A 21,811-nucleotide genomic window follows, 5' to 3' on the forward strand; every position below is an offset into this window, starting at 1 on the left:
GAGAGGGGGCTCCTGCAGCAGGACTACAGACCCTTGAGGATCTCCCGCATGAGCTCGGCTGTCTCGGACGGCGTCTTGCCGACCTTGACGCCCGCAGCCTCGAGGGCTTCCTTCTTGCCCTGCGCGGTGCCCGCACCGTCGGCGACGATGGCGCCGGCGTGGCCCATCGTCTTGCCCTCAGGAGCGGTGAACCCGGCGACGTACCCGACGACGGGCTTGGTGACGTGCGCCTGGATGTAGGCCGCGGCCTTCTCCTCCGCGTCGCCGCCGATCTCGCCGATCATGACGATCGCCTTGGTGTCGGGGTCCGCCTCGAATGCCTCGAGCGCGTCGATGTGCGTCGTCCCGATGATGGGGTCGCCGCCGATGCCGATCGCGGTGGTGAAGCCGTAGTCGCGCAGCTCGAACATCATCTGGTAGGTCAGCGTGCCCGACTTCGAGACGAGGCCGATCGGGCCGGAACCGGAGATCGTCGCCGGCGTGATGCCCGCGAGCGCCTCGCCCGGCGTGATGATGCCGGGGCAGTTGGGGCCGATGATCCGCGTCTTCTTGCCCTGGGCGTACGCCCAGAACTCGGCGCTGTCCTGAACCGGCACACCCTCGGTGATGATGACCAGCAGGCCGATCTCGGCGTCGATGGCCTCGATGACGGCGTCCTTGGTGAACGCCGGCGGGACGAAGGCGACCGAGACGTCGGCGCCCGTCTTCTCGATGGCCTCGGCGACGGTGCCGAACACGGGGAGCTCGACGGTGTTGCCGTCGGGGTCCGTGTGCTCGACGGTCGTGCCGGCCTTGCGGGCGTTGACGCCGCCGACCACGTTGGTGCCGGCCTTGAGCATCAGGGCGGTGTGCTTGGTGCCTTCACCGCCGGTGATGCCCTGGACGATGACCTTGGAGTCCTTGTTGAGGAAGATCGACATGTCAGGCTCCTTCGTTCGCGAGCTCGGCGGCGCGGTCGGCCGCACCGTCCATCGTGTCGACGAGTGTCACCAGTGGGTGATTCTTCTCGTTGAGGATCCGGCGACCCTCTTCGACGTTGTTGCCGTCAAGGCGTACGACGAGCGGCTTGGAGGCCTCGTCGCCGAGGATGTCCAGTGCGCCGACGATGCCGTTGGCAACCGCGTCGCAAGACGTGATGCCGCCGAAGACGTTGACGAACACGCTCTTGACCTGCGCGTCGTTGAGGATCACGTCGAGGCCGTCGGCCATGACCTGCGCCGAGGCGCCGCCACCGATGTCGAGGAAGTTGGCCGGCTTGACGTTGCCGTGCTTCTCACCGGCGTACGCGACGACGTCGAGGGTGCTCATGACGAGTCCTGCGCCGTTGCCGATGATGCCCACCTCGCCGTCGAGCTTGACGTAGTTGAGGCCCTTCTCCTTGGCCTTGGCCTCGAGGGGGTCGGCCGCGGCCTTGTCCTCGAACGCGGCGTGGTCCTCGTGACGGAACTCGGCGTTCTCGTCGAGCGAGACCTTGCCGTCGAGCGCCTCGAGGATGTCGCCCTCGAGCCGCGCGAGCGGGTTGACCTCGACCAGCGTCGCGTCCTCCTCGACGAAGACCTTCCAGAGCGTCAGGACCGTCGTGACGGCCTGCTCCACGAGGGCTTCGGGGAAGCCGGCCTCGGCGACGATCGAGCGCGCCTTGGCCTCGTCGACACCCGTGCCGGCGTCGATCGGGATCTGCTTGACGGCGTCGGGGTTGGTCTTGGCGACCTCTTCGATCTCGACACCACCCTCGACGCTCGCGATGCACAGGTAACTGCGGTTGGCGCGGTCGAGCAGGAAGGAGAAGTAGTACTCCTCCTCGATGCTGGCCGCCGGTGCGATGAGCACCCGGTTGACCGTCAGGCCCTTGATCTCCATGCCCAGGATGTTCGACGCGTGCTCGTAAGCCTCGTCGGGGGTCTTGGCGAGCTTGACGCCGCCGGCCTTGCCGCGACCGCCGGCCTTGACCTGTGCCTTGACGACGACGACGCCGAGCTGCTCGGCAGCGACCTTCGCCTCGTCCGGTGTGTTGGCAACGATGCCCAGGGTGACCGGTACATCGTGCTTGGCGAAGAGCTCCTTCGCCTGGTATTCCATCAAATCCACGGTGGAGTCCGTCCTCTGTTGACGTCCGATACGCTCAGCAGCCGGCCGGAGGCCGACACCAATTGAGCCTTTGCGACTCTAGCCCTTAACCATGCGTTAACGCGCGTTGGCTTCGTCACACACCGCCTTGGGGGACCCGATGAGCACTCACACGATCACGTCGTCCGACGTCCGGCTGCGCGTACGCGTCACCGGCAACGCCGAGGGTCCGGTCGTCGTCCTGGTCCACGGCTTCCCCGACAGCCAGCAGGTGTGGGACCACGTCGTCCCGCTGCTCACGCCGGATCACCGCGTCGTGACCTACGACGTACGAGGTGCCGGTGGGTCGACCGCGCCGGCAACACGTTCGGGCTATCGCATGAGCAAGCTCGTGGGCGATCTTGCGGCGGTGATCGAGCACGTACGTCCTGATGGCGGCCCGGTGCACCTCGTCGGCCACGACTGGGGCTCGATCCAGTCCTGGAGCGCGGTGCTGCGCGAGTCGTCCGACGCCCGGCTCACCAACCGGATCGCGTCCTTCACGTCGATCAGCGGGCCGGGCCTCGAGATCGTCGGCAACTTCCTGCGTGACGGCCTCGCTCGCCGGCGGTTCGCGGCAGTCGGCCGCCAGCTCGCCCAGTCCTGGTACGTCGTCGCGTTCCAGACCCCCGCGCTGCCCGAGCTGGTCGCCGGCCGGTTCACGCGCCAGCTCCGCGCGGCCATGGCCCGGGCGCAGCGCCTCGACGACCACCACTGGGGTGACACGTTCGCGGACGACTTCCGCAACGGCCTCAACCTCTACCGAGCGAACGGCCTGAGCTTCCGGCGCGGCACCACAGCCGTGCCCGTGCAGCTCGTCGTGCCGACCAAGGACTCCTCCGTGTCCCCCGCGGTCTACGTCGACATCGCTGCGTTCGCTCCCGACGTACGCCGGGTGGACGTGGTCGCCGGCCACTGGGTCGTGCAGTCGCAGCCCGGTGTCGTCGCCGACGCCGTCCGCGCGTTCATCACCGAGATCGAGGCCCAGGGCGAGCTTCGTCGAGAGGCGTGACGACCACACCGTCGGCGCCCAGCTGGGCGCAGAGGTCGGCGATGCGGGACAGCGCCCCGGGGTCGCCGTCGACCACGATCGCCGACGCGTCCTCCGCGATCGACGTGCGTACGAGCTGCTCGGGGGTCTGCTCTCCGCCGACGTAGATGACCTCCCGGCCGCCGTCACGGAGCTGTCGCGCCACCTGGGCGGCTCGCTGGCCATCGCCGATCGCACCCAGAACGACACGCTGTCTTACCATGCCAACGATGCTCCCACAACCGTGAAGGTCGTCACACATTGTCGACTTTTCACGCGGGATTCCCCGTATTTGTTGTTCAGTCCGCGAATTCGGTTTCGCTCGGGCCATGCCTTCGGCTAGGCTTCCGGAGTCCTGTCGTCACTTCTCCGGAGGTTTTTTGCGTGTCTTCGTCCGCGCCTAAACGCCGACTGGATGTACGCCAGGAGACCCCCACGCGAACACCGGGCAAGCGGACCGCTCAGCGGCGCAAGACCCGCAGGCGCAGCTTCACCCCTACCCCAGCCATGGCCGGTGCATTCATCCTGGTCCTGGCTGCTTTTGGTTCCACGATCCTCGGCAACACGTCCGACGGTGACTCGCTGGCCAACGACAAGTACCAGACGATCTCGCAGAGCTACATCGGTCCCGACGACGCAGCCGCCAACGGCCAGGTCGACGTCAGCCGCAGCTTCGACCGGGCGCTGACCACCAAGCAGGTCAAGCTCCAGGCCCAGCAGGTGCTCCAGGCCCAGGCAGACATCAAGCAGGACGTCAGCAAGCTCGCCAAGGAGACCAAGGCGAACCAGTGGGTTCTCCCCGTCACCGGCTACCACCTGACGGCACGGTTCGGACAGCGCAGCGGCCTGTGGTCCACGGTTCACACGGGCCTCGACTTCGCCGGCCCGTCCGGCTCGACCATCGTCTCGGTCGCCGCGGGCGTCGTGAAGTCGACCGGCTACGAAGGCGCCTACGGCAACCGCACCGTCATCAAGCTGACCGACGGCACCGACATCTGGTACTGCCACCAGAGCCGCATCGGGGTCAAGGTCGGTCAGACCGTGGCGCCCGGTGAGACGATCGGCTTCACCGGCTCGACCGGCAACGTGACCGGCCCGCACCTGCACCTCGAGGTTCATCCCCACGGCGGCGCGGCCGTCGACCCTGAGCCGGTCCTGCGCGAGCACGGAGTCACCCCGTAGCACCCGCGATCGCCCCCCGCGATTTGTGAGGTTGAAGGCCTACCGGCTCGACGTAGCGCCCACAAGTCGACGAATCGCGTTGGTATGTCCACAGGTCGTCGCCAGCCTTCTCCCTCGAACGTTCGATCGTCGCCATCGTGGGGCCCATGCCCCGCCGACCGCAGATTCCACATGAGCTTCGGGGTGCCGTCTTCACGACGAAGCAGGCTGCCAAGGTCGGCGTTTCGGCGTCGATGCTCCGCGGGACGCATTTCGTCAGCGTGCACCGCGGGGTCTGGCGCCTGACCGACACCGATCTCACCTTCGGTCTGTCCGTACGGGCAGCAGCGCTCGCGCTTCCTCCCGGTTCGGCCGTGAGTCACGTGACCGCCCTGCAATGGATGGGCGTAGGGGTGGGCCGACGCACGCCGCTTCACTTCTCGATCTGTTCGACCGCCCAAGTCATGCATGAGATCGTCCTGCACCGCCGACTCGGGCGGCTGGCTCCACGCGAACTGCGCGGTCTGTCCGTGCTCGGCCCGGACCGCTCGTTTGTCGACAGCGCGACGTTGCTCAGTGTGCGCGACCTCGTACGGGCCGGCGATGCACTGGTGCGCGCGGGCCTGACCTCGACCGAGCAGCTGCTGGACTACACGAAGTCCAGCCACCTCGACGGGGTCGTCCGGGCCAGGGAGGCAGCGCTGCTCGTGCGGGGGCGCGTGGACTCTCCACGGGAGACCGACGTCCGGCTAGTTCTGGTGCTTGCCGGCTTGCCGGAGCCGCTGATCAACGTCAACGTCTTCGACGATGCAGGGAGCTGGCTCGCACGAGGTGATCTGGTGATCCCCGAGCTCCGAGCTGATCATCGAGCACGATGGCTGGCACCACGAACGCGATGCGGAGCAGCGGCAGAAGGACCACCTCCGGCGCGAACGCATCGAGGCAGCCGGCTGGACACTCATCGTCATCACAGCAGCCGATTTCCAGCACCCCATTGCGATCGTGGCCCGCGTGTACGAGGCGATGGTTCGATGCGGCTACGCCAGGCCTCCCCCCTTCTTCACCGCGCAGTGGCACCGCATCGCCCGCAATTTGTGAGGTTGTAGGCGCTACGCGCGACTTTTAACGCCTCCAAGTCCACAAATCGCGGAGAGCTGGCGGGGGTCAGAGCTTTTCGACGGGGGCGTAGCGCAGCAGCAGGCGCTTGACGCCTTGCGAGCCGAAGTCGACCGAGGCGACGGACTTGTCGCCCTGCCCCTCGACCGCCACGACGGTGCCGAGGCCGAAGCTGTCGTGGCTGACCCGGTCGCCCGGCGACAGGGACACGACCTCGCGGGTCGCCCGCTTGGACCTGGCCGCGACGTTGGACGAGCGGAACGACGACTGGGTCGCCGACGGCGAGCTGGGGGTCCACTGCGTCGGCGGTGAGGCAAGGCGGCGCCAGTCGAGCAGGGCCTCGGGCAGCTCGTCAAGGAACCGCGACGGTGGGTTGTAGGAGGGCGCCCCCCAGGCCGAGCGGGTCGCGGCGCGGGTGACGTAGAGGCGCGTACGAGCGCGGGTGATGCCCACGTAGGCCAGCCGGCGCTCCTCCTCGAGCTCCTTGCTGTCGGCGAGCGACCGCATGTGCGGGAAGACGCCGTCCTCGAGACCGGTGAGGAACACCACCGGGAACTCCAGGCCCTTGGCGGTGTGCAGCGTCATCAGCGTGACGACGCCGTCGCCCTCGTCGGGGATCTGGTCGGCGTCGGCCACCAGCGCGACCTGCTCGAGGAACGCGCCGAGCGAGCCGGCGGCGAGGTCGGGTTCGTCGGAGATCGCGTCGACGGCCTCGGAGGGCTCCTCGTCGACGACCTCCACACCCTGCTCCTGCAGGAGGCCGTCGGCCACCGTGCTCGCGCCGACCACGAACTCGCGGGCGACCGCGACGAGCTCGGCGAGGTTCTCGACCCGGGTCTCGTCCTGGGGGTCGGTGCTCTGCTCGAGCGTCGAGAGGTAGCCGCTGCGGGTCAGCGCCGCCTCGAGGACCGCATCGGCCGGGGCGCCCGACTCGGCCATCGCCATGAGCTCGGACATCACCGCGGTGAACGACTGGATCGCGTTGAGGGATCGGGTCGCGAGATCGGTCGCCTCCTCGGCCCGGGTCAAGGCTTCCCAGAAGCTGATGTCCTCGGCTGTGGCCAAGCGCTGGATCGCCGCCTCGGCCCGCTCGCCGATGCCCCGCTTGGGCTCGTTGATGATGCGGCGCAGCGAGACCGCGTCGCGCGGGTTGATCAGCACCCGGACGTACGCCAGCGCGTCCTTGATCTCCTTGCGCTCGTAGAAGCGGACACCTCCGACGACGCGATAGGGCAGGCCGACGCGGATGAACACCTCCTCGAACACGCGGCTCTGGGCGTTGGTGCGGTAGAAGATCGCGACGTCCTTGGCGGCCGCGACGCCGGCGTCGCCGAGCTTGTCGATCTCGTCGGCGATGAACTGGGCCTCGTCGCGCTCGTCGTCACCGACGTAGCCGACGATCTTCTCGCCATCGCCCTCGGCGGACCACAGCTGCTTGTCCTTGCGGCCCTCGTTGCGGCTGATGACGGCATTGGCGGCCGACAGGATCGTCTGGGTCGACCGGTAGTTCTGCTCCAGCAGGATCGTCGCGGCGTTGGGGAAGTCGTCCTCGAACTCCAGGATGTTGCGGATGTTGGCGCCACGGAACGCGTAGATCGACTGGTCGGAGTCACCGACGACCAGCAGGTCGGACTCCTCGTCGGTCAGCTCCTTGATGAGCTGGTACTGCGCGTGGTTGGTGTCTTGGTACTCGTCGACCAGGATGTGCCGGAACCGCCGCCGGTATGTCTCACGGACGTCGGGCCAGCCCTGGAACAGGTGGACGGTGTTCATGATGAGGTCGTCGAAGTCCATCGCGTTGGCCGCCTGGAGGCGCGCCTGATAGGTCTTGTAGGCCTCGGCGTAGATCTCCTCGGTCGGGTTGTCCGCCTTGCCGGCCGCCGACTCGTGGTCGATCAGCTCGTTCTTGAGGTTGGAGATCCAGTTGAGCACCGCCCGCGGGTTGATGCGCTTGGGGTCGAGGTCCATGTCGCGGCACACCAACGTCATGAGCCGGCGCTGGTCGGCCGCGTCATAGATCGTGAACGACGAGGTGAACCCGAACTTGCTCGCCTCGCGGCGCAGGATGCGTACGCATGCGGAGTGGAACGTCGAGACCCACATCATGCGGGCCCGCGGCCCGACGAGGTCGGCGACGCGTTCGCGCATCTCGGCGGCCGCCTTGTTGGTGAACGTGATGGCCAGGATCGAGCCGGGATGTGCGCCCCGGGCGGCGATCAACCAGGCGATGCGACGCGTCAGTACCCGGGTCTTGCCTGATCCGGCACCGGCCACGACGAGCAGCGGCCCACCGGGGTGGGACACGGCGGCCTGCTGGGCGTCGTTGAGTCCCTCGAGCAGGGTCTCCGAGCGGGGACGCCTCTTGTCGGCGGACTTCTCGGGCGCAGCGGCAGGCACTGGGAACGGCAACGTCATCGTGCCTCCCAGCCTAGTTGCCGGAGCCGACATCGCCGCGGCCGGAGGTGGTGGCGGGTTAGGCGTCGGAGAAGTCCGGTGCCGCCGCGTCGGGCGAGCACAACGAGTCCGGTGCCTCCACCTTGAACGAGTCCTTCATGTCGCCCAGGTCGAGGTGCCCGCGCGGCTTGCCGGCGCGGATCTCGGCGAGGTCGGGCAGGTCGGCGGCGTCACCGAGTCCGGCGTCGTCGAGGGCGTCCAGCACCGGTACGAGGTCGAAGTCGATCGCGGTCACCTCGCTGCCGGAGAGGTAGAGGTCGACGTTCATCTTCTCCTTGATGCCCTTGACGTCGTACGCGAACTGGCCGGTCACGGCGGGCATCGCGTGGCGCATGACGTCGAGGACGGACGACCGGATCCGTACGATCCGCAGGCTGGGATAGTCCGGATCGGGGCGGATCGACACCGCCCGGCCCCTCGCCATCAGCTTCGCGAACGCCGAGCCCTTCTCGAGGTCGTACGCGAACGGTATGCCCGGCAGTGACTTGAACTCCTTGACGGAGGTGCGATACCAGCACGGGGTGGGCCCGCCGTCGGACGCGACCTTGATGTAGACGCCGTCCGACTCCAGGATGCGCACCTTGACCGTGCCGCCGGACACCTCGATCGTGGACGCGACCATGCCGCGCGACAGGTCGTACTGCGTCTTGGTCCGCGTGAAGTACGTACGCTTCGAGGAGCCGGACTCCTTGGCCGTGAGCCACAGTGTGTAGCTGCCCTCGTTGACCACCGTGAGCCGCTTGACGGCTGCGGCGAGCGCGACCCGCGCCGTCGCGACGTCCGGCGAGCGGGGTGTCGCGGTCTTCGTCGGTGACGTCGACGAGTCGTCGGAGGGGACGAGTGCCGGGACGAACACGCAGCCGGCCAGGGAGGTGGCGGCAATCGCCAGCGCAGCGAAGCGCAGAGCCCGAGTCATCACTCAGGAAGCCTAGATGGTGACAGGCGCCATCGTGACTGGAACCGTAGACTCGCCTGGCATGGACGGCACGGTCAGCATCCGGACGGCGCACGAATCCGATTTCGACGACCTGACCGACCTCTGGGAGCGCTCCGCCAGGTCGAGCCACGCCTTCATGGCCGACGACGAGTTCGTCGAGCTCAAGCCCCACATCCGCGACCTGCTGCTCCCGTCGATGGACGTATGGGTCGCCGAATCGGCCGGCGAGAAGCTCGGGTTCGTCGGCGCCCGCGGTGAGCACGTCGAGCTGCTCTACGTCGCGCCGGAGGCACAAGGTCGCGGCGTCGGCCCGCAGCTCCTCGCGCACATCACCGAAGGCGGTGCGCGGAGCGTCGAGGTGTACGCCCGCAACGCCGTCGGCCTCGGGTTCTACCTGTCGCAGGGATTCCGCGAGACCCGCCGCGACCCCACCGATGCGGCCGGCCGCAGCTTCGAGATCGTCCACCTGGAGCGGGCATGAGCCTCGTCGCGGTCGACCCTGATGGCACCGAGCCGCCGTACGAGCAGGTGCGCCGGCAGATCGCCGACGGCGCGGCGTCGGGCGTGCTCGCCGCGGGGCACAAGCTGCCGACCGTGCGCCAGCTGGCGACCGACCTCGGGCTGGCCGCCAACACCGTCGCCAAGGCCTACCGCGCGCTCGAGGTCGACGGCGTGATCGAGACCCACGGAAGGCGCGGCACGTTCATCGCGAGCCGCAGGCTCGCCGACGCCGAGGCCGAGTCGGGCGCGCAGACGTACGCCCGGCTGGCCCGCACCCAGGGCCTCTCGCTGGACGAGGCGATCCGGCTGGTCGAGAAGAGCTGGACTCCCTGAGAGTCGTCTCAGTCTCCGGAGATACCGTTGCATCGTGCATCCGTTGTCCCATGGCCACTTCACGCTTCTCGTCGCCCTGCTGTTCGTCGCCGGCATCACCCTGATGGGTCTCGCGCTCAGCGGCTACGGCAGCAGCGACCGCTCGCGTCAGCACCCGCCCCGCCTGCCGGGCCACGACACCCCGGACAGGCTGAACAACCCCGAGTAGGCGTCACTCCGCCATCGTGTTGGGCCGGCGCCACGTACGTTCGAACGGCAGCCGCCAGGCGCGCGGCGCGATGAGCTGGTGCACGGCGTTGGGCCCCCACGTGCCACCCGAGTAGGGCCGCACCGGCGGCTGGTCGTTGAGCAGCGGCTCGGAGATCTCCCACAGCCGCTCGATGCCCTCGGCGGTCGTGAACAGCGTGCGCTCGCCCCGCATCGCGTCGTAGATCAGCCGCTCGTACGCCTCGAGGACCTCGCCGGCACGTTCGGTCTCCTGCATCGCGAACTGCATGCTGAGCTTGTCGAGCCGCATGCCCGGCCCGGGGCGCTTGCCGTAGAACGACAGCGACATCTTCGAGGAGTCGGCGAGGTCGAACGTCAGGTGGTCAGGTCCGGCGAGCCCGACGCCGGAGCCGGCCGGGAACATGCTCTTGGGCGGCTCGCGGAACGCGATCGAGATGATGCGGGCGCCCTCGGCGAGCTTCTTGCCCGTACGCAGGTAGAAGGGCACGCCGGCCCAGCGCCAGTTGTCGATCTCGGCCTTGAGCGCAACGAACGTGTCGGTCTCGGAGTCGGCCGCCACGCCCTCCTCCTCGCGGTAGCCCTGGTACTGCCCGCGTACGACGTGGTGCGGGTCGAGCGGCAGCATCTGGCGGAAGACCTTGTTCTTCTCCTCGCTGATCGAGTCCGAGTCGAGTGACGTCGGCGGCTCCATCGCCATGAAGGCCAGGACCTGGAACAGGTGCGTCACGACCATGTCCTTGAACGCGCCGGTGCCCTCGTAGAACGCCGAGCGTCCCTCGACGGACAGCGTCTCGGGCACGTCGATCTGGACGTGGTCGATGAAGTTGCGGTTCCAGATCGGCTCGAACAGGCCGTTGGCGAAGCGGAACGCCAGGATGTTGAGCGCGGCCTCCTTGCCGAGGAAGTGGTCGATGCGGAAGATCTGCTCCTCGGCGAACACCTCGTGCAGCTGCGAGTTGAGCGACTTCGCGCTGGCCAGGTCGGTGCCGAACGGCTTCTCCATGATGATCCGCGAGCGCTCGACCAGGTTGGCCGCGTCGAGGGTGTGCACGACGTCGAGGGCGGCCTTGGGCGGGACGCTGAGGTAGTGCAGGCGCCGCGGCGTGCCGCCGAGCTCGGCCTCGAGCCCCGCCGCGGCCTCGGCCAGCGCCTCGGGGCCCGCCTTGACGTTGACGTACGACAGCTTGGCGGCGAACTCGTTCCACTGCTGGTCGTTGAGCGGGCGGGTCGTGAACTCGCGGCACGCCTTCTCGGCGAACGTACGGAAGCTCTCGTCGTCGAAGTCGTCGAGCGAGACGCCGATGATCCGCGACTCCGAGACGAGGTCCGACTCGAGCAGGTGCATGATGCCGGGCAGCAGCTTGCGGCGGGCGAGGTCGCCGGTGGCACCGAAGAGCACGATCAGGTGTGGCTCGTTCATTCCCACAGGCTAGACCTGTGAGGTTGCCGATGCATGAACTCCGGTCGTCACTCCAAGGCTGCGAGCGAGAGCTCACCCGAGTCGACCCGTCGGAGCATCTCGCCGATGGCCGCCGAGTCGTAGCGTCCCTCGGCCCGGGCCTCCATCAACGCGTCTCGCTGGTCCGACAGCACGGACTGACGCAGCTCCCGGTACGTCTCGAGGCGGCGCTCACGCTCCTCGCCGTCCGGGCCCGCCCACCGCGTGAACTTGTCCGGGGCGCTCTGGGCCCGTGCCTGGGCGACGACGACGGGGTCGAGCTCGGGCGCCTCCTCGTCGATCCGGGCCTCCGCGACATCCATCAGCAGGTGCGAGAGCGAGGCGATCTCGTCGCGCCTGACCTGGCTGCGGTCGGACTCGACACCGAGGCGCCGCACGAGCCACGCCAAGGTGCCGCCCTGCAGGACGAGCGTCGACACCGCCACGGCAAGCGCGACCAGCACGAGGAGCGGGCGTTGCTCGGTCGACGCCGGCAGCGTCTGGGCCGCAGCGAGCGTGACGCTGCCACGCATGCCGGCCCACACCAGGACCCCACCGTCACGCGCCGTGAGCTTCTCGCGCTCGTAGAACGCGATGTCGGCCTGGTTGCGCGCGACCATCTGGTGGATGGCCTTGCGGCGGCGCTCCGACATCCGCCGCGCTCTCGGCGACTCCAGCAGCAGCCGGACGTTCTCCGGGTCGAGCCTCGACCGCCCCGCGGTCATCTGCTGGCGGTCGTGGCGCAGGTCGAGCAGCACGTAGACCACGAAGACCGCGCGCACGACGAGCAGGATGACCAAGGCGGCCACGGTGACGATCGCCAAGCGGGTCCACTCGCCACCGTCGGCGCGGAAGTCGTCGACCAGCCCCGGCGCCTCGAGGCCCACGAGGAGGAACACCCCGCCCTCGAGCAGGAATGCGATGGTCCGCCAGTTGACGTCCTCGGCCCGGCGGTCCTGCGGTCGGAGGTACTTCTGCCCCCAATAGCCGGTGACCAGTCCGGTGACGACCACGGCGACCAGTCCGGACGCACCGACGTGCTCGGCCGGGGTGTAGGCCGCGAACGGCACCACGAACGAGATCGCCGTGTTGAGCGTCGCGTCGTGCACCCTCCTGCGGACCACGAGGCTGGCGAACCCGATGACGAACCCGAGCAGGACCGCCAGGGCCACAGCCTTCACGAAGTCCCCCGCGACGCCCCAGATCGAGACGCCCGCGCCGGTGGCCGCGATGGCCGATCGCAGCAGGACCAGCGCGGACGCGTCGTTGAGCATGCTCTCGCCGTCAAGCAAGGTCACCAGGCGGGGAGCGACACCCGTACGCTTCACGATCGACGTCGCGACGGCGTCGGTCGGGCTCAGGACCGCGCCCAGCGCGATGCCCTGGGCGAGCCCGATGCCAGGTATCAGCCGGTCGAACACCAGGCCGCACAGCACCGACGAGGCGAGCACCACGACGACCGAGAGCCCCCCGATGGACTTGAGGTCACGACGAAAGTCGACGACCGGCATGTTGACGGCCGCTGCGTACAGGAGCGGGGGCAGCACGCCGGCGAGGATGACCTCGGGCTCGAGCTCGAAAGCGGGCACGCCCGGCAGGTACGACAGCCCGACCCCGGCGACGACGAGCGACAGGGGCGCCGCGATTCCCAGCTTGGGCGACAGCCCGGAGACGGCGACGATCACGAGCACGCCGATGATCGCGAGAAGGGTCAGGTCCATACGAGCATCGTTCCATCGGCCGGCCGCAGCGGACTGTCAGCCGCTGTCAGGGCCGCCAGTGCGATGACAGCGACCTGCAAGCCGCGCCGACCACGATGGTCGACATGACCAACTACGCCATCAAAGCCGAAGGGCTCACGAAGCACTACGGCGACACCATCGCTCTCGACGGCATCGACCTTGCCGTTCCCGAAGGCTCCGTCCTCGGAGTCCTCGGGCCCAATGGTGCGGGCAAGACCACTGCCGTCCGCATCCTCGCGACGCTGCTGCAGCCCGACGCCGGTCACGCGACCGTCGCAGGCCACGACGTCCTGCGCGATCCCACTGCTGTACGCCGCTCGATCGGCCTCACGGGGCAGTACGCCTCGGTCGACGAGCAGCTGACCGGCCGGGAGAACCTCGAGCTGTTCGCCCGCCTGTTGGACTTCAGCCGGCCCGATGCCCGAGCACGGGCGACGGAGCTGCTGGGCCAGTTCGGGCTCACCGAGGCGGCCGACCGGCGCATCAAGACGTACTCCGGCGGCATGCGCCGGCGCCTCGACCTGGCCGCGAGCCTGGTCGGCCGGCCCGAGGTGATCTTCCTCGACGAGCCCACCACCGGACTCGACCCCAGCAAGCGGGACGACGTCTGGAACCTGGTGCGCATGCTGACCGCCGAGGGCACGAGCGTCCTGCTCACCACGCAGTACCTCGAGGAGGCCGACGCCCTCGCCGACGCGATCACCGTGATCGATCTCGGCAAGGTCATCGCCCACGGCACCGCCGCCGAGCTCAAGCAGATCGTCGGCGGCCGCTCCCTCCAGGTGCGCCCGACCAACCCCCGCGACACCGCGGACATCCGAGCCGTCCTGAGCCGTATCACCGGCCGACCGGTCGAGGAGCCCACTCGTGGGCTGCTCACGACACCGATCGAGGACGAGAAGGACTTCACCGACGTCGTCGTCGACCTGGCCGCCCGCGGCATCCCCGTCACGGAGATCGCCCTCAAGCTGCCGAGCCTCGACGAGGTCTTCTTCACCCTCACCGGCAAGGGCGTCCCCGATGACGCGCCTGCCGACCTCGACAAGGAGCCCGTCTCATGACTTCCACCATCACCCTTCCCGACGCGATCGAGCAGCGCCCGGCGTCCTCGATGCCGTGGGTGCGTCACTCCTGGACGCTCGCCGGCCGCTCGGTCAAGAAGATGATGCGCCACCCCGAGCAGTTCTTCGACGTGACGCTGCAGCCCGTGCTGTTCCTGATGATCTTCGTGTACGTCCTCGGCGGCGCGATCGCCGGATCGACGCACGACTACCTGCAGTTCGTGCTGCCCGGCATCTTGATCCAGACCGTCCTGTTCAGCACGGTGTCGATCGGGGTCAACCTCAACACCGACATCAAGGAGGGCGTCTTCGACCGGTTCAAGTCACTGCCGATCGCCCGGTCGGCGCCTCTCGTCGGCGCCACGATCGCGGAGTGCCTCCGCTACAGCATCACGATCGGCATCAGCCTGATCGCCGGCTTCGTGATGGGCTACCGGACCAGCACCTCGATCCTCGACGTCCTCGCCGCGTGCCTGCTCGTCCTGGTCTTCGCCTGGTGCCTGTGCTGGATCGCGATCTGGCTCGGCATGATCTCCCGCGAGGCGGGTTCGGTGCAGGGCATCGGCTTCATGGCCCTGTTCCCGCTGACGTTCGGCTCCAGCATGTTCGCCTCGGCGGACACCATGCCCGGCTGGCTCCGGGCCTGGGTCAACGTCAACCCCGTCACCCACCTGACCGACGCGGTGCGCGGCCTGCTCACCGGCGGTCCGGTCGCCGAGGACGCCTTCATCGCACTCGGCACCGCCGGGCTGATCCTCGCGGTGTTCGCACCGCTGGCCGTCAGGGCGTACCGCACCAAGGCCTGATCCCTCTCCGGGGCGGTGACCTGGGGCCCACGTGCACGTACGCACTGGGCCCTGGGTCACCGCTCAGACGGGAGGGCGAGGGCGATGGCCTCATCGCGTACGAGCGAGCGTCCGGCAGCGTGCAGCTCCTCGTACCGCCCGTCGCCCAGCGAGGCGCGCAGGCCCTCCCGAAGCAGGCGGACGTCGCGGTTCATGTGATCTGCCATGCCGCGGATCGCCTCCGCCGCGCCCAGGACCTCCGCCGCCCGCTCGTCGTCGCCGTCCAGATGCGTCAGGATCGCCGCCGACGCCGCGACGTGGGCGATGATCGGCATGTCCCGCGTCCGGACGCCGACCGCCGCCGCCTCGGCCAGCGCTGCCTTTGCCGCCCCGAGGTCGCCCGCCGAGGCCGTGTAGACCGCGAGGCTCGATCGAAGCGCTGCCTCCATCTGGCCGCTGCCGAAGGACGACGACGTGTCCGCATGGCGAAGGACGTAGTCGATGTCGTCGATCGCCGCCTCGTCGTCACCCATGCAGTGCTCCAGGTGCGCCAGGTTCATGCGTGCCATGAGCTCGGCGCGCCGGTTGCCGTCGCGAGCCGCGTCCGCGATCGCCGCTCGGAGGTCCTGCTCGAGATCGCCCAGCTGGTCGTCATCGGCGAGGGCCACGCGCAGGCTTTCAATCTGCATGGTCGTGATGTCCGCGTCCTCCAGCGCCCCGAGCTCGCGGAGCAACGGAACGGCCTCCTGCCACGACACGAGCGCCTCCTCGAACCTGCCTTCGAGAGACCTGACCATCCCGAGCTGGGACAGTGACATCGCGAGGCCCCAGCGATCGCCCAGCTCGCGGAAGTCCTGCACGATCGGCTCGAGGCGGTCGACGGTCTCCCCGATCCGGCCCTCGTTGTCGAGGAGCACGAGCCGCATGAAGCCGATCATCGACCTCGTCCAGCGGTCCTGGACGTCGCGCAGCTCGCGGTCGCCGATCACGTCGAAGAAGTCCATGGTCGCCAGGACGAGGTCGACGACCTGGTGCTCCGGACGATGGGCGTCCCAAAGGGCGAGGATGCGATCCACCGGCTCGTGCCACGCCGGCGCGGTGTCACGATCCTGGTTGGCCAGCACCAGGATGCCGGTCAGCGACAACGCCCCGATGCAGATCTCGCTCGCGGGGTCGGCCTCACCCGGCAGCGCGAGGACGGCGTCGGCCCAGGTGCAGGCCTCGACGTGCTGACTGCGGATCGACCAGTACCAGGCCAGTGCGGAGACCAGGTCTGCCGCGCGGGGACGGTCCTGACGGTCGATCGCGAAGCGCAGCGCAGCCATGATGTTGGCACGTTCGAGGTCCAACGCCTTGACCGCCGCGACCTGGTCGCCACCGCGCAACCGCGCACCCTCCCGCTCGGCAACCTCGAGGAAGTAGCGCAGGTGCGCCTCCCTGACCGCCTCGGCCGTGCCATGCTCCACCAGCCGCTCCACGCCGTACTCGCGAAGCGTCTCCAGCATCCTGAATCGCGGGGTGTCGCCGCGCACCGCCACCAGCAATGACTTGTCGGCGAGGGACTCCAGCAGCTCCTCGGTGCGGTCGCCGGCCTCAGCGACAGCTGTCGCGCTCTCGACGGTCACCCCACCGGGGAAAACCGCAAGCCGCTCGGCGAGGTCGCGCTCCGCGTCGTCGAGCAGGTCCCAGCTCCACTCGACGACGGCGCGCAGTGTCCGGTGCCGCGGCAGCGCCGTTCGGCTGCCACCCGTGAGCAGGCGGAACCGGTCCGACAGCCGGGCCGCCACCTGCGAAGCCGTCAACGTGCGGAGACGCGCGGCGGCGAGCTCGATCGCCAGCGGCTGGCCGTCGAGGCGCTGGCAGATCTCCAGCACCGCCGGCAGGGTCTCGGCCGTGAGCGCGAACGACTGGTCGACGGCCTGGGCCCGGAGCACGAACAGCTGGATCGCGCTGTGCTCCATCGCCTCGTCGATCGTGCTGCCCGCGTGCGGCATCGTCAGCGAGCTCAGCTGATAGCCGAACTCACCGATGATGCGCAGCGGTTCGCGGCTCGTCGCGAGGATCCGCAGCTTCGGCGCGTGCGCCAGGACGTCCTCGGCGATCTCGGCGACCGCACCGATCAGGTGCTCACAGTTGTCGAGCAGGAGCAGGCCCTCGACGTCGTGGACCGCGTCGATGAGCCTCGTACGCTCATCGGGCCGCGGCGCGGACGAGGGCCGGTCGAGGACCGAGACCTCCAGCAGGCCCATCGCCGAGAGGATCGCTTGCAGGATGCCGTCGGTGCCGGTCACCGGTGCCAGCTCGGTCAGCCAGACCTCCTCGAACCGGCCGAGCGCTGCGCGTGCGGTCTCGACCGCCAGGCGGGTCTTGCCGGCTCCCCCGGGCCCGAGGATCGTCACGAGGCGATGATCGCCGAGCGCCGCCTGCAGGTCGTCGATCGCACCTTCTCGCCCGACGAACGTCGTCAGGGCCGACGGCAGGGCCGGGTGGGTGCGGCGCACGCCGTGCTCACCGCGGAGGATGGAGAGGTGCAGGTCCTGCAGCTCCGGCGAGGGGTCGGCGCCCAGCTCGTCGGCGAGCTGCTTGCGCAGCCGCTCGTACGCCGTCAGCGCCTCGTTGGCCCGGCCGTGGGCCGCGAGCGCCGACAGGTAGAGGACCCAGAAGCCGTCGCGATAGGGACGAGCCGTCGTGAGGTCGGCGAGCTCGGCAACGACGGCGAGGTCGTCACCGGAGCGGACCCGGTCGCGCAGGCTCGACTCGACGGCGGCGAGCCGCAGCTCGCCGAGCCGATGTGCTGCTGCGGGAGCGAACGGGAACTCGGCGACGTCGGCCAGCGCGTCTCCGCGCCAGCGTGCCAGCGCCTCGTCGACCCGGCCCGCCGCTACGAGGCGCTCGAACTCCACGGCGTCGACCGATGCGCACTGCAGGACGTACCCGGCGGGGGTCGACTCGAGGGCACCGGGCGGCAGCCGCCGACGGGTGCGGGACACGATCGACTGCAGCGCGTTGGTCGCATCGGCCGGCACGTCGAGGCCCCAGAGGTCGTCGATCAGCGTCGTCGCGGCGACCGGACGCCCGGCATCGAGGGCCAGACGAGCCACGAGGGCGCGGTTGCGCGGCCCGCCGAGATCGATCTCCTGATCGTCGGCGCGCACCCGCAACGGACCGAGGACGTCAACCTGCACAGCCATCATTCTGCCGCAGTGTCTCGTATGCCCGTGGCGTCTCTCCAGCCCCGGGCCCTCAGACCTCGTGCGTCGAGCCCCGCAGCACGGCGGCCATCACGCGCGCGGTCGCGTGCTCGTCGCCGCCGACCCACCGCGCCGCTGCGGTGGCCTCGTAGACCGCCAGCAGGTCGGCGGTCAGCTGCTCGGGGTCATCGTCGGGCGTACGGCCGATGGCCGCTAGGCTCGACTCCACGACCGGGGTCAGCGCCGCGACGATCGCGACGCGGTCGGCGTTGCGGGACGCCGCCAGCTCCGGGCTGCGCATCGCTGCGAGGGTCAGCTCGCTCATGATGACGTGCCACGGGCGGTCGTCGGGCAGGTGGGCCAGCAGCCGCTCGATGACGCCCTCGAGGTCCTCGGCGACCTCGCCCTGGATGTCCGCGAGGCCGGCCGAGAGCTCGGCGATGGACTCCTGCGACCGGCTGGCGTAGATCGCGGCGAACAGCTCGTCGAGCGACGCGAAGTTGCTGTAGAAGGCCCCCCGGGTGAAGCCGGCCCGCTCACAGATCAGCTCGATCGTCGTGCCGTGCATCCCGCGCTCGACGAACAGGTCGAGCGCTGCCTCGATCAACCGGGCCCGGGTCTGGGCCCGGCGCCTGGTGGGCCCCTGACTTGTCTCGCTCATGCCTTCACGATACATTACGTATTGAGATACAAAACGTATTGAAACGAGGAAGCCTGATGAAGAGCCGCCTGACCAGGACGTCGATCAGCGAGGTCGTCACGACCCGCGCCGTCGTGATGCTGCTGGGGGTGTTCGTCCTGCAGCTGGGGTTCATCGCGAGCTACATCGGCGCCTTCCACTCCCCCGCGCCGCGGCACATCCCCGTCGCCGTGGTGGCTCCGGCCGGTGCATCCCCGACGACGGCCAAGCAGGTCGCCGAGCAGCTCGACGCGCTCAAGGGGCACCCGCTCGACGCGAGTGTCGCCACCTCGGAGTCGGCCGGCCGTCGGCAGCTCGAGGACCGCGATGTCGCCGGCGTCCTCCTGCTCGGCGCGGACACCAAGGACCGGCTCCTCGTCGCGAGCGCAGGCGGCGGAGCGCTGGCTGATGCCCTGACGAAGATCGCCGACTCGGTCGAGGAGCAGCAGGGTCGCACCGTCACCGTCACCGATGCCATCGCGGCCGACGCCAAGGATGCCCGCGGCCTGAGCGCGTTCTACCTCGCGGTCGGGTGGGTCGTCGGCGGCTACCTCGCATCGGCGATCCTCGGCATCAGTGGTGGCGCCAAGCCGGGCAACCGCACTCGCGCGTCGGCTCGCCTGATCGGCCTCGCGGCGTACGCCGTGCTGTCCGGCCTCGGCGGTGCACTGATCGCCGAGACGATGTTCGCGGCGTTCAGCGGCAGCTTCTGGACGCTCGCCGGTCTCGGCGCGCTCACGGTGTTCGCGGTCGGCGCGTTCTCGATGGCGTTGCAGGTCTGGCTGGGCCTGATCGGCATCGGCGTCGCGATCCTGCTGTTCGTCGTCCTCGGCAACCCCAGTGCCGGCGGCGCCTATCCAGCACCCCTGCTGCCACCGTTCTGGGCCGCCATCGGCTCGTGGCTGCCACCTGGCGCCGCGACGAGCGCGGTCCGCGGCATCATCTACTTCGGCAATGCCGGTCTCGCTCCCGCGGCAGGAGTCCTCGCGGCGTACGCGGCGGTGGGTGTCGGCCTGACGTACGCCGGGACGCCACGCCGGCTGCCCGAGGTGCTCGAGGTCGGCGCGCAGGATGACGACTGAGCTCCACCCCACCCTGCGGCGGCACCCTCGTGTCGCCGCATTGGCGCTCGCGCTCGTCCTGGCCGCGAGTCTTCTCGTCTGGTCCCCTTGGCGCCACGACGTCGAGCGGTCCACGCCGCCGGACCTCGCGAGCACTCGGTGCCTGCCCTTCGACGAGCCCCGCAGCGTCGCCGACCTCAACCGGATCGTTGCGGGCTATCGCACGACGAAGGAGTTCCAGGGCGGTGACGTCGGCGCCGACGTGACGCTCCAGGACGGGCGCCAGCTGTACGTCTTCGGGGACACCCTGCGGGCCCCGTCGTACGGCGGAGAGCGCTTCGTCCGCAACTCGATGCTGGTGTTCGGGCCGCACTGCGCCGGCATCGTGTCACGGGCCGACCACGGCGCGATGATCCCCGACCGCTCCGACGGCGTCGGCTACTGGCCGATGTCGATCGCCAAGGTCACTCGCGGCTCGTACGACCTCGTCGGCGTCATGGCCCAGCGCGTACGCACGACCGGGCCGCAGCACTTCGAGAACCTCGGCTCCTCGCTCGCCGTGTTCCGGGTCGATCGCGGGGCGTCGCCGCAGCTCGTGAAGGTCACCGACCTCGGACCCGACGACGCCCACCGCACTCGTACGACGTGGGGTGCCGCGGCCGTCGTCAAGGGCGACTGGGTCTACCTCTACGGCACCGCAAACCCCGAGAAGCGGCTCGTCTTCGGCTGGTCGTTGCGCGTCGCACGGACGCGCATCGACGACCTCGCCGAGCCGAGCAGGTGGCAGTACTTCGACGGCACCCGCTGGCAGGCCGACCCCGCCAAGGCGTCCACCCTGATCCCCGCCGAGGGCGGCGTGTCCCAGACCTTGAGCGTCTTCGAGTCCGGCGGCCGCTGGTACGCCCTCAGCAAGCGTGACGACTTCGTCGGCAAGGATCTCGTGGTGTGGAGCGCGCCCGGTCCCGCCGGCCCCTTCACCCCCAGCCGCCCGCTCGCGTCGATCCCCTCGCACGGCGCCCGGCTCCAGTACATGCCGCTCGCACATCCCGACGTGCTCACCCAGCGAGGCACGGTCGTCGTCTCGGTCAGCCACAACACGACCGACGCCGGGCTCCTCGAGCAGGACCCCTACCTCTACCGCCCGACGTTCCTCCGGGTGAAGCTGCCCTAGGCGGCGTGCCGGGCGTACGCGCCGGGGGTCACGCCGAGCGTCGCACGGAAGTGCCGCGTCAGGTGCGCCTGGTCGTAGAACCCGACCTCGGCCGCGACCTCCGCCGGCGGCACCCGGTCCAGCAGCAGCGCCCGGGCCCGGTCGACCCGCCGGCCCGTGACGTAGCGGTGCGGCGGCAGGCCGTACTCGCGGCCGAACGCCCGGATGAGCTGCGTCGGATGGGCGTCGAGCTCGGCGGCCAGCGACTCCAACGTGGGTACGTTCGTGAGATCGCGGTCGAGCACCTCGCGCACGCGCCGGGCCAGCTTCGGCTCGGCACGAGCGGGCCGCGGCTCGACCGAGCTGTCGAGGTGGTGCACCATCCGCTCGCTGATGACGGCCAGCTGCGACTCGGCCTCGAGCTCGTCCCCGGGCGACGCCAGCGAGCGGTGGAGGTGTCCGACAGCCGCGACCAGCTCGTCATCGACCAGGGTCGGATCGCGCACCGCCGCTCCGGTGAGGTCGAGCGGCAGCCACCGCTCATCGAGGTAGACGACGCGCTTGTCGAAGCCGCCGGCCACCGCGGCCTTGCCGTCGTGCGGCACGTGCGGTGGCAGCAGGGTCAACGAGCGCGGCGACGCATCGTGGGGCGTGCGCTCCAGCTCGTACGAGACACCGCCTGTGTCGATCAGCAGGACGGTCCAGTACGCGTGGGTGTGCGCCGGGTAGGCGTGCTCGGTGAAATGCGCGTGGAGCACCTCGCCGACGCCCGGGACCGCGGGTCGCCAGGCGCGGACACGCTCTTCAGCACTCATGTCAGGAACGTACAAGACCTGCA

20 protein-coding genes are annotated in these 21,811 nt (G+C 69.5%); 10 read left to right on the top strand and 10 right to left on the bottom strand.

The window, feature by feature from the left end; translation table 11 throughout:
• Window positions 1-23 precede the first annotated feature (23 nt).
• Together sucD and sucC are read right to left on the bottom strand one after the other, a co-directional pair.
• Window positions 24-920, bottom strand: coding sequence for a succinate--CoA ligase subunit alpha (gene sucD, locus BOSE46_RS17335; RefSeq protein ID WP_159541424.1), 897 nt, complete (start codon window positions 918-920; stop codon window positions 24-26).
• 1 nt (window position 921) lies between these two features.
• Window positions 922-2,088 (bottom strand): ADP-forming succinate--CoA ligase subunit beta, encoded by a 1,167-nt coding sequence (sucC, locus tag BOSE46_RS17340; protein ID WP_159541425.1) that lies wholly within the window; start codon window positions 2,086-2,088, stop codon window positions 922-924.
• 139 nt (window positions 2,089-2,227) lie between these two features.
• On the opposite strand from sucC, the gene BOSE46_RS17345 reads away from it, so the two are divergent.
• A complete protein-coding gene (locus BOSE46_RS17345) occupies window positions 2,228-3,118 on the top strand; it encodes an alpha/beta fold hydrolase (RefSeq protein ID WP_159541426.1) in 891 nt (296 codons plus the stop codon).
• Here the strand turns inward: BOSE46_RS17345 and BOSE46_RS17350 are convergent.
• The gene (locus BOSE46_RS17350; RefSeq protein ID WP_159541427.1) at window positions 3,075-3,359 is read right to left on the bottom strand and encodes a cobalamin B12-binding domain-containing protein; all 285 of its coding nucleotides are present in this window, start codon (window positions 3,357-3,359) and stop codon (window positions 3,075-3,077) included. The genes BOSE46_RS17345 and BOSE46_RS17350 overlap by 44 nt on opposite strands.
• Window positions 3,360-3,643: 284 nt before the next feature.
• On the opposite strand from BOSE46_RS17350, the gene BOSE46_RS17355 reads away from it, so the two are divergent.
• Window positions 3,644-4,318, top strand: coding sequence for a M23 family metallopeptidase (locus BOSE46_RS17355; protein ID WP_159541428.1), 675 nt, complete (start codon window positions 3,644-3,646; stop codon window positions 4,316-4,318).
• Between the two features lie 843 nt (window positions 4,319-5,161).
• A complete protein-coding gene (locus BOSE46_RS21750) occupies window positions 5,162-5,395 on the top strand; it encodes a hypothetical protein (RefSeq protein ID WP_371415527.1) in 234 nt (77 codons plus the stop codon).
• Between the two features lie 66 nt (window positions 5,396-5,461).
• Here BOSE46_RS21750 and pcrA read toward each other — a convergent pair whose 3' ends face one another.
• Together pcrA and BOSE46_RS17370 are read right to left on the bottom strand one after the other, a co-directional pair.
• Window positions 5,462-7,828 (bottom strand): DNA helicase PcrA, encoded by a 2,367-nt coding sequence (gene pcrA, locus BOSE46_RS17365; RefSeq protein WP_159541429.1) that lies wholly within the window; start codon window positions 7,826-7,828, stop codon window positions 5,462-5,464.
• A gap of 58 nt (window positions 7,829-7,886) precedes the next feature.
• Window positions 7,887-8,786 (bottom strand): hypothetical protein, encoded by a 900-nt coding sequence (locus BOSE46_RS17370; RefSeq protein ID WP_159541430.1) that lies wholly within the window; start codon window positions 8,784-8,786, stop codon window positions 7,887-7,889.
• 31 nt (window positions 8,787-8,817) lie between these two features.
• On the opposite strand from BOSE46_RS17370, the gene BOSE46_RS17375 reads away from it, so the two are divergent.
• The 3 genes from BOSE46_RS17375 to BOSE46_RS17385 are packed head-to-tail and all read left to right on the top strand — an operon-like array spanning window position 8,818 to window position 9,846.
• A complete protein-coding gene (locus BOSE46_RS17375) occupies window positions 8,818-9,285 on the top strand; it encodes a GNAT family N-acetyltransferase (protein ID WP_159541431.1) in 468 nt (155 codons plus the stop codon).
• On the top strand, window positions 9,282-9,638 hold the full coding sequence (locus BOSE46_RS17380; protein ID WP_159541432.1) for a GntR family transcriptional regulator: 357 nt from the start codon (window positions 9,282-9,284) through the stop codon (window positions 9,636-9,638). Before BOSE46_RS17375 ends, BOSE46_RS17380 begins: the two co-directional genes overlap by 4 nt.
• Window positions 9,639-9,672: 34 nt before the next feature.
• A complete protein-coding gene (locus BOSE46_RS17385) occupies window positions 9,673-9,846 on the top strand; it encodes a hypothetical protein (protein ID WP_159541433.1) in 174 nt (57 codons plus the stop codon).
• A gap of 3 nt (window positions 9,847-9,849) precedes the next feature.
• On the opposite strand, the gene zwf is transcribed toward BOSE46_RS17385, so the two are convergent.
• A complete protein-coding gene (zwf, locus tag BOSE46_RS17390) occupies window positions 9,850-11,286 on the bottom strand; it encodes a glucose-6-phosphate dehydrogenase (RefSeq protein WP_159541434.1) in 1,437 nt (478 codons plus the stop codon).
• A 47-nt stretch (window positions 11,287-11,333) separates the two neighbouring features.
• Complete coding sequence (locus BOSE46_RS17395; protein ID WP_159541435.1) at window positions 11,334-13,025, bottom strand: sodium:proton antiporter; 1,692 nt, start codon at window positions 13,023-13,025, stop codon at window positions 11,334-11,336.
• 104 nt (window positions 13,026-13,129) lie between these two features.
• Between BOSE46_RS17395 and BOSE46_RS17400 the strand changes: the two genes are divergently transcribed.
• Window positions 13,130-14,107, top strand: a complete 978-nt coding sequence (locus BOSE46_RS17400; protein ID WP_159541436.1) for an ATP-binding cassette domain-containing protein — start codon at window positions 13,130-13,132, stop codon at window positions 14,105-14,107.
• Complete coding sequence (locus BOSE46_RS17405; protein WP_159541437.1) at window positions 14,104-14,913, top strand: ABC transporter permease; 810 nt, start codon at window positions 14,104-14,106, stop codon at window positions 14,911-14,913. The genes BOSE46_RS17400 and BOSE46_RS17405 overlap by 4 nt, the downstream gene beginning before the upstream one ends.
• Before the next feature lie 56 nt (window positions 14,914-14,969).
• Here BOSE46_RS17405 and BOSE46_RS17410 read toward each other — a convergent pair whose 3' ends face one another.
• Together BOSE46_RS17410 and BOSE46_RS17415 are read right to left on the bottom strand one after the other, a co-directional pair.
• Window positions 14,970-18,077, bottom strand: coding sequence for a BTAD domain-containing putative transcriptional regulator (locus BOSE46_RS17410; RefSeq protein ID WP_159541438.1), 3,108 nt, complete (start codon window positions 18,075-18,077; stop codon window positions 14,970-14,972).
• A gap of 58 nt (window positions 18,078-18,135) precedes the next feature.
• A complete protein-coding gene (locus BOSE46_RS17415; RefSeq protein ID WP_159541439.1) occupies window positions 18,136-18,744 on the bottom strand; it encodes a TetR/AcrR family transcriptional regulator in 609 nt (202 codons plus the stop codon).
• Between the two features lie 56 nt (window positions 18,745-18,800).
• Here BOSE46_RS17415 and BOSE46_RS17420 point away from each other — a divergent pair, with 56 nt between their 5' ends.
• Together BOSE46_RS17420 and BOSE46_RS17425 are read left to right on the top strand one after the other, a co-directional pair.
• Window positions 18,801-19,844, top strand: a complete 1,044-nt coding sequence (locus BOSE46_RS17420; RefSeq protein WP_201299663.1) for a DUF3533 domain-containing protein — start codon at window positions 18,801-18,803, stop codon at window positions 19,842-19,844.
• Window positions 19,834-20,994: a DUF4185 domain-containing protein gene (locus BOSE46_RS17425; RefSeq protein ID WP_159541440.1), complete on the top strand. Its 1,161-nt coding sequence runs from the start codon at window positions 19,834-19,836 to the stop codon at window positions 20,992-20,994. The genes BOSE46_RS17420 and BOSE46_RS17425 overlap by 11 nt, the downstream gene beginning before the upstream one ends.
• Here the strand turns inward: BOSE46_RS17425 and BOSE46_RS17430 are convergent.
• Window positions 20,991-21,788 (bottom strand): AraC family transcriptional regulator, encoded by a 798-nt coding sequence (locus BOSE46_RS17430; protein ID WP_159541441.1) that lies wholly within the window; start codon window positions 21,786-21,788, stop codon window positions 20,991-20,993. The two genes, BOSE46_RS17425 and BOSE46_RS17430, sit on opposite strands and share 4 nt — an antisense overlap.
• Between the last annotated feature and the right edge of the window lie 23 nt (window positions 21,789-21,811).

It is taken from the genome of Aeromicrobium sp. 9AM, assembly GCF_902506105.1.
Lineage (GTDB): Bacteria > Actinomycetota > Actinomycetes > Propionibacteriales > Nocardioidaceae > Aeromicrobium.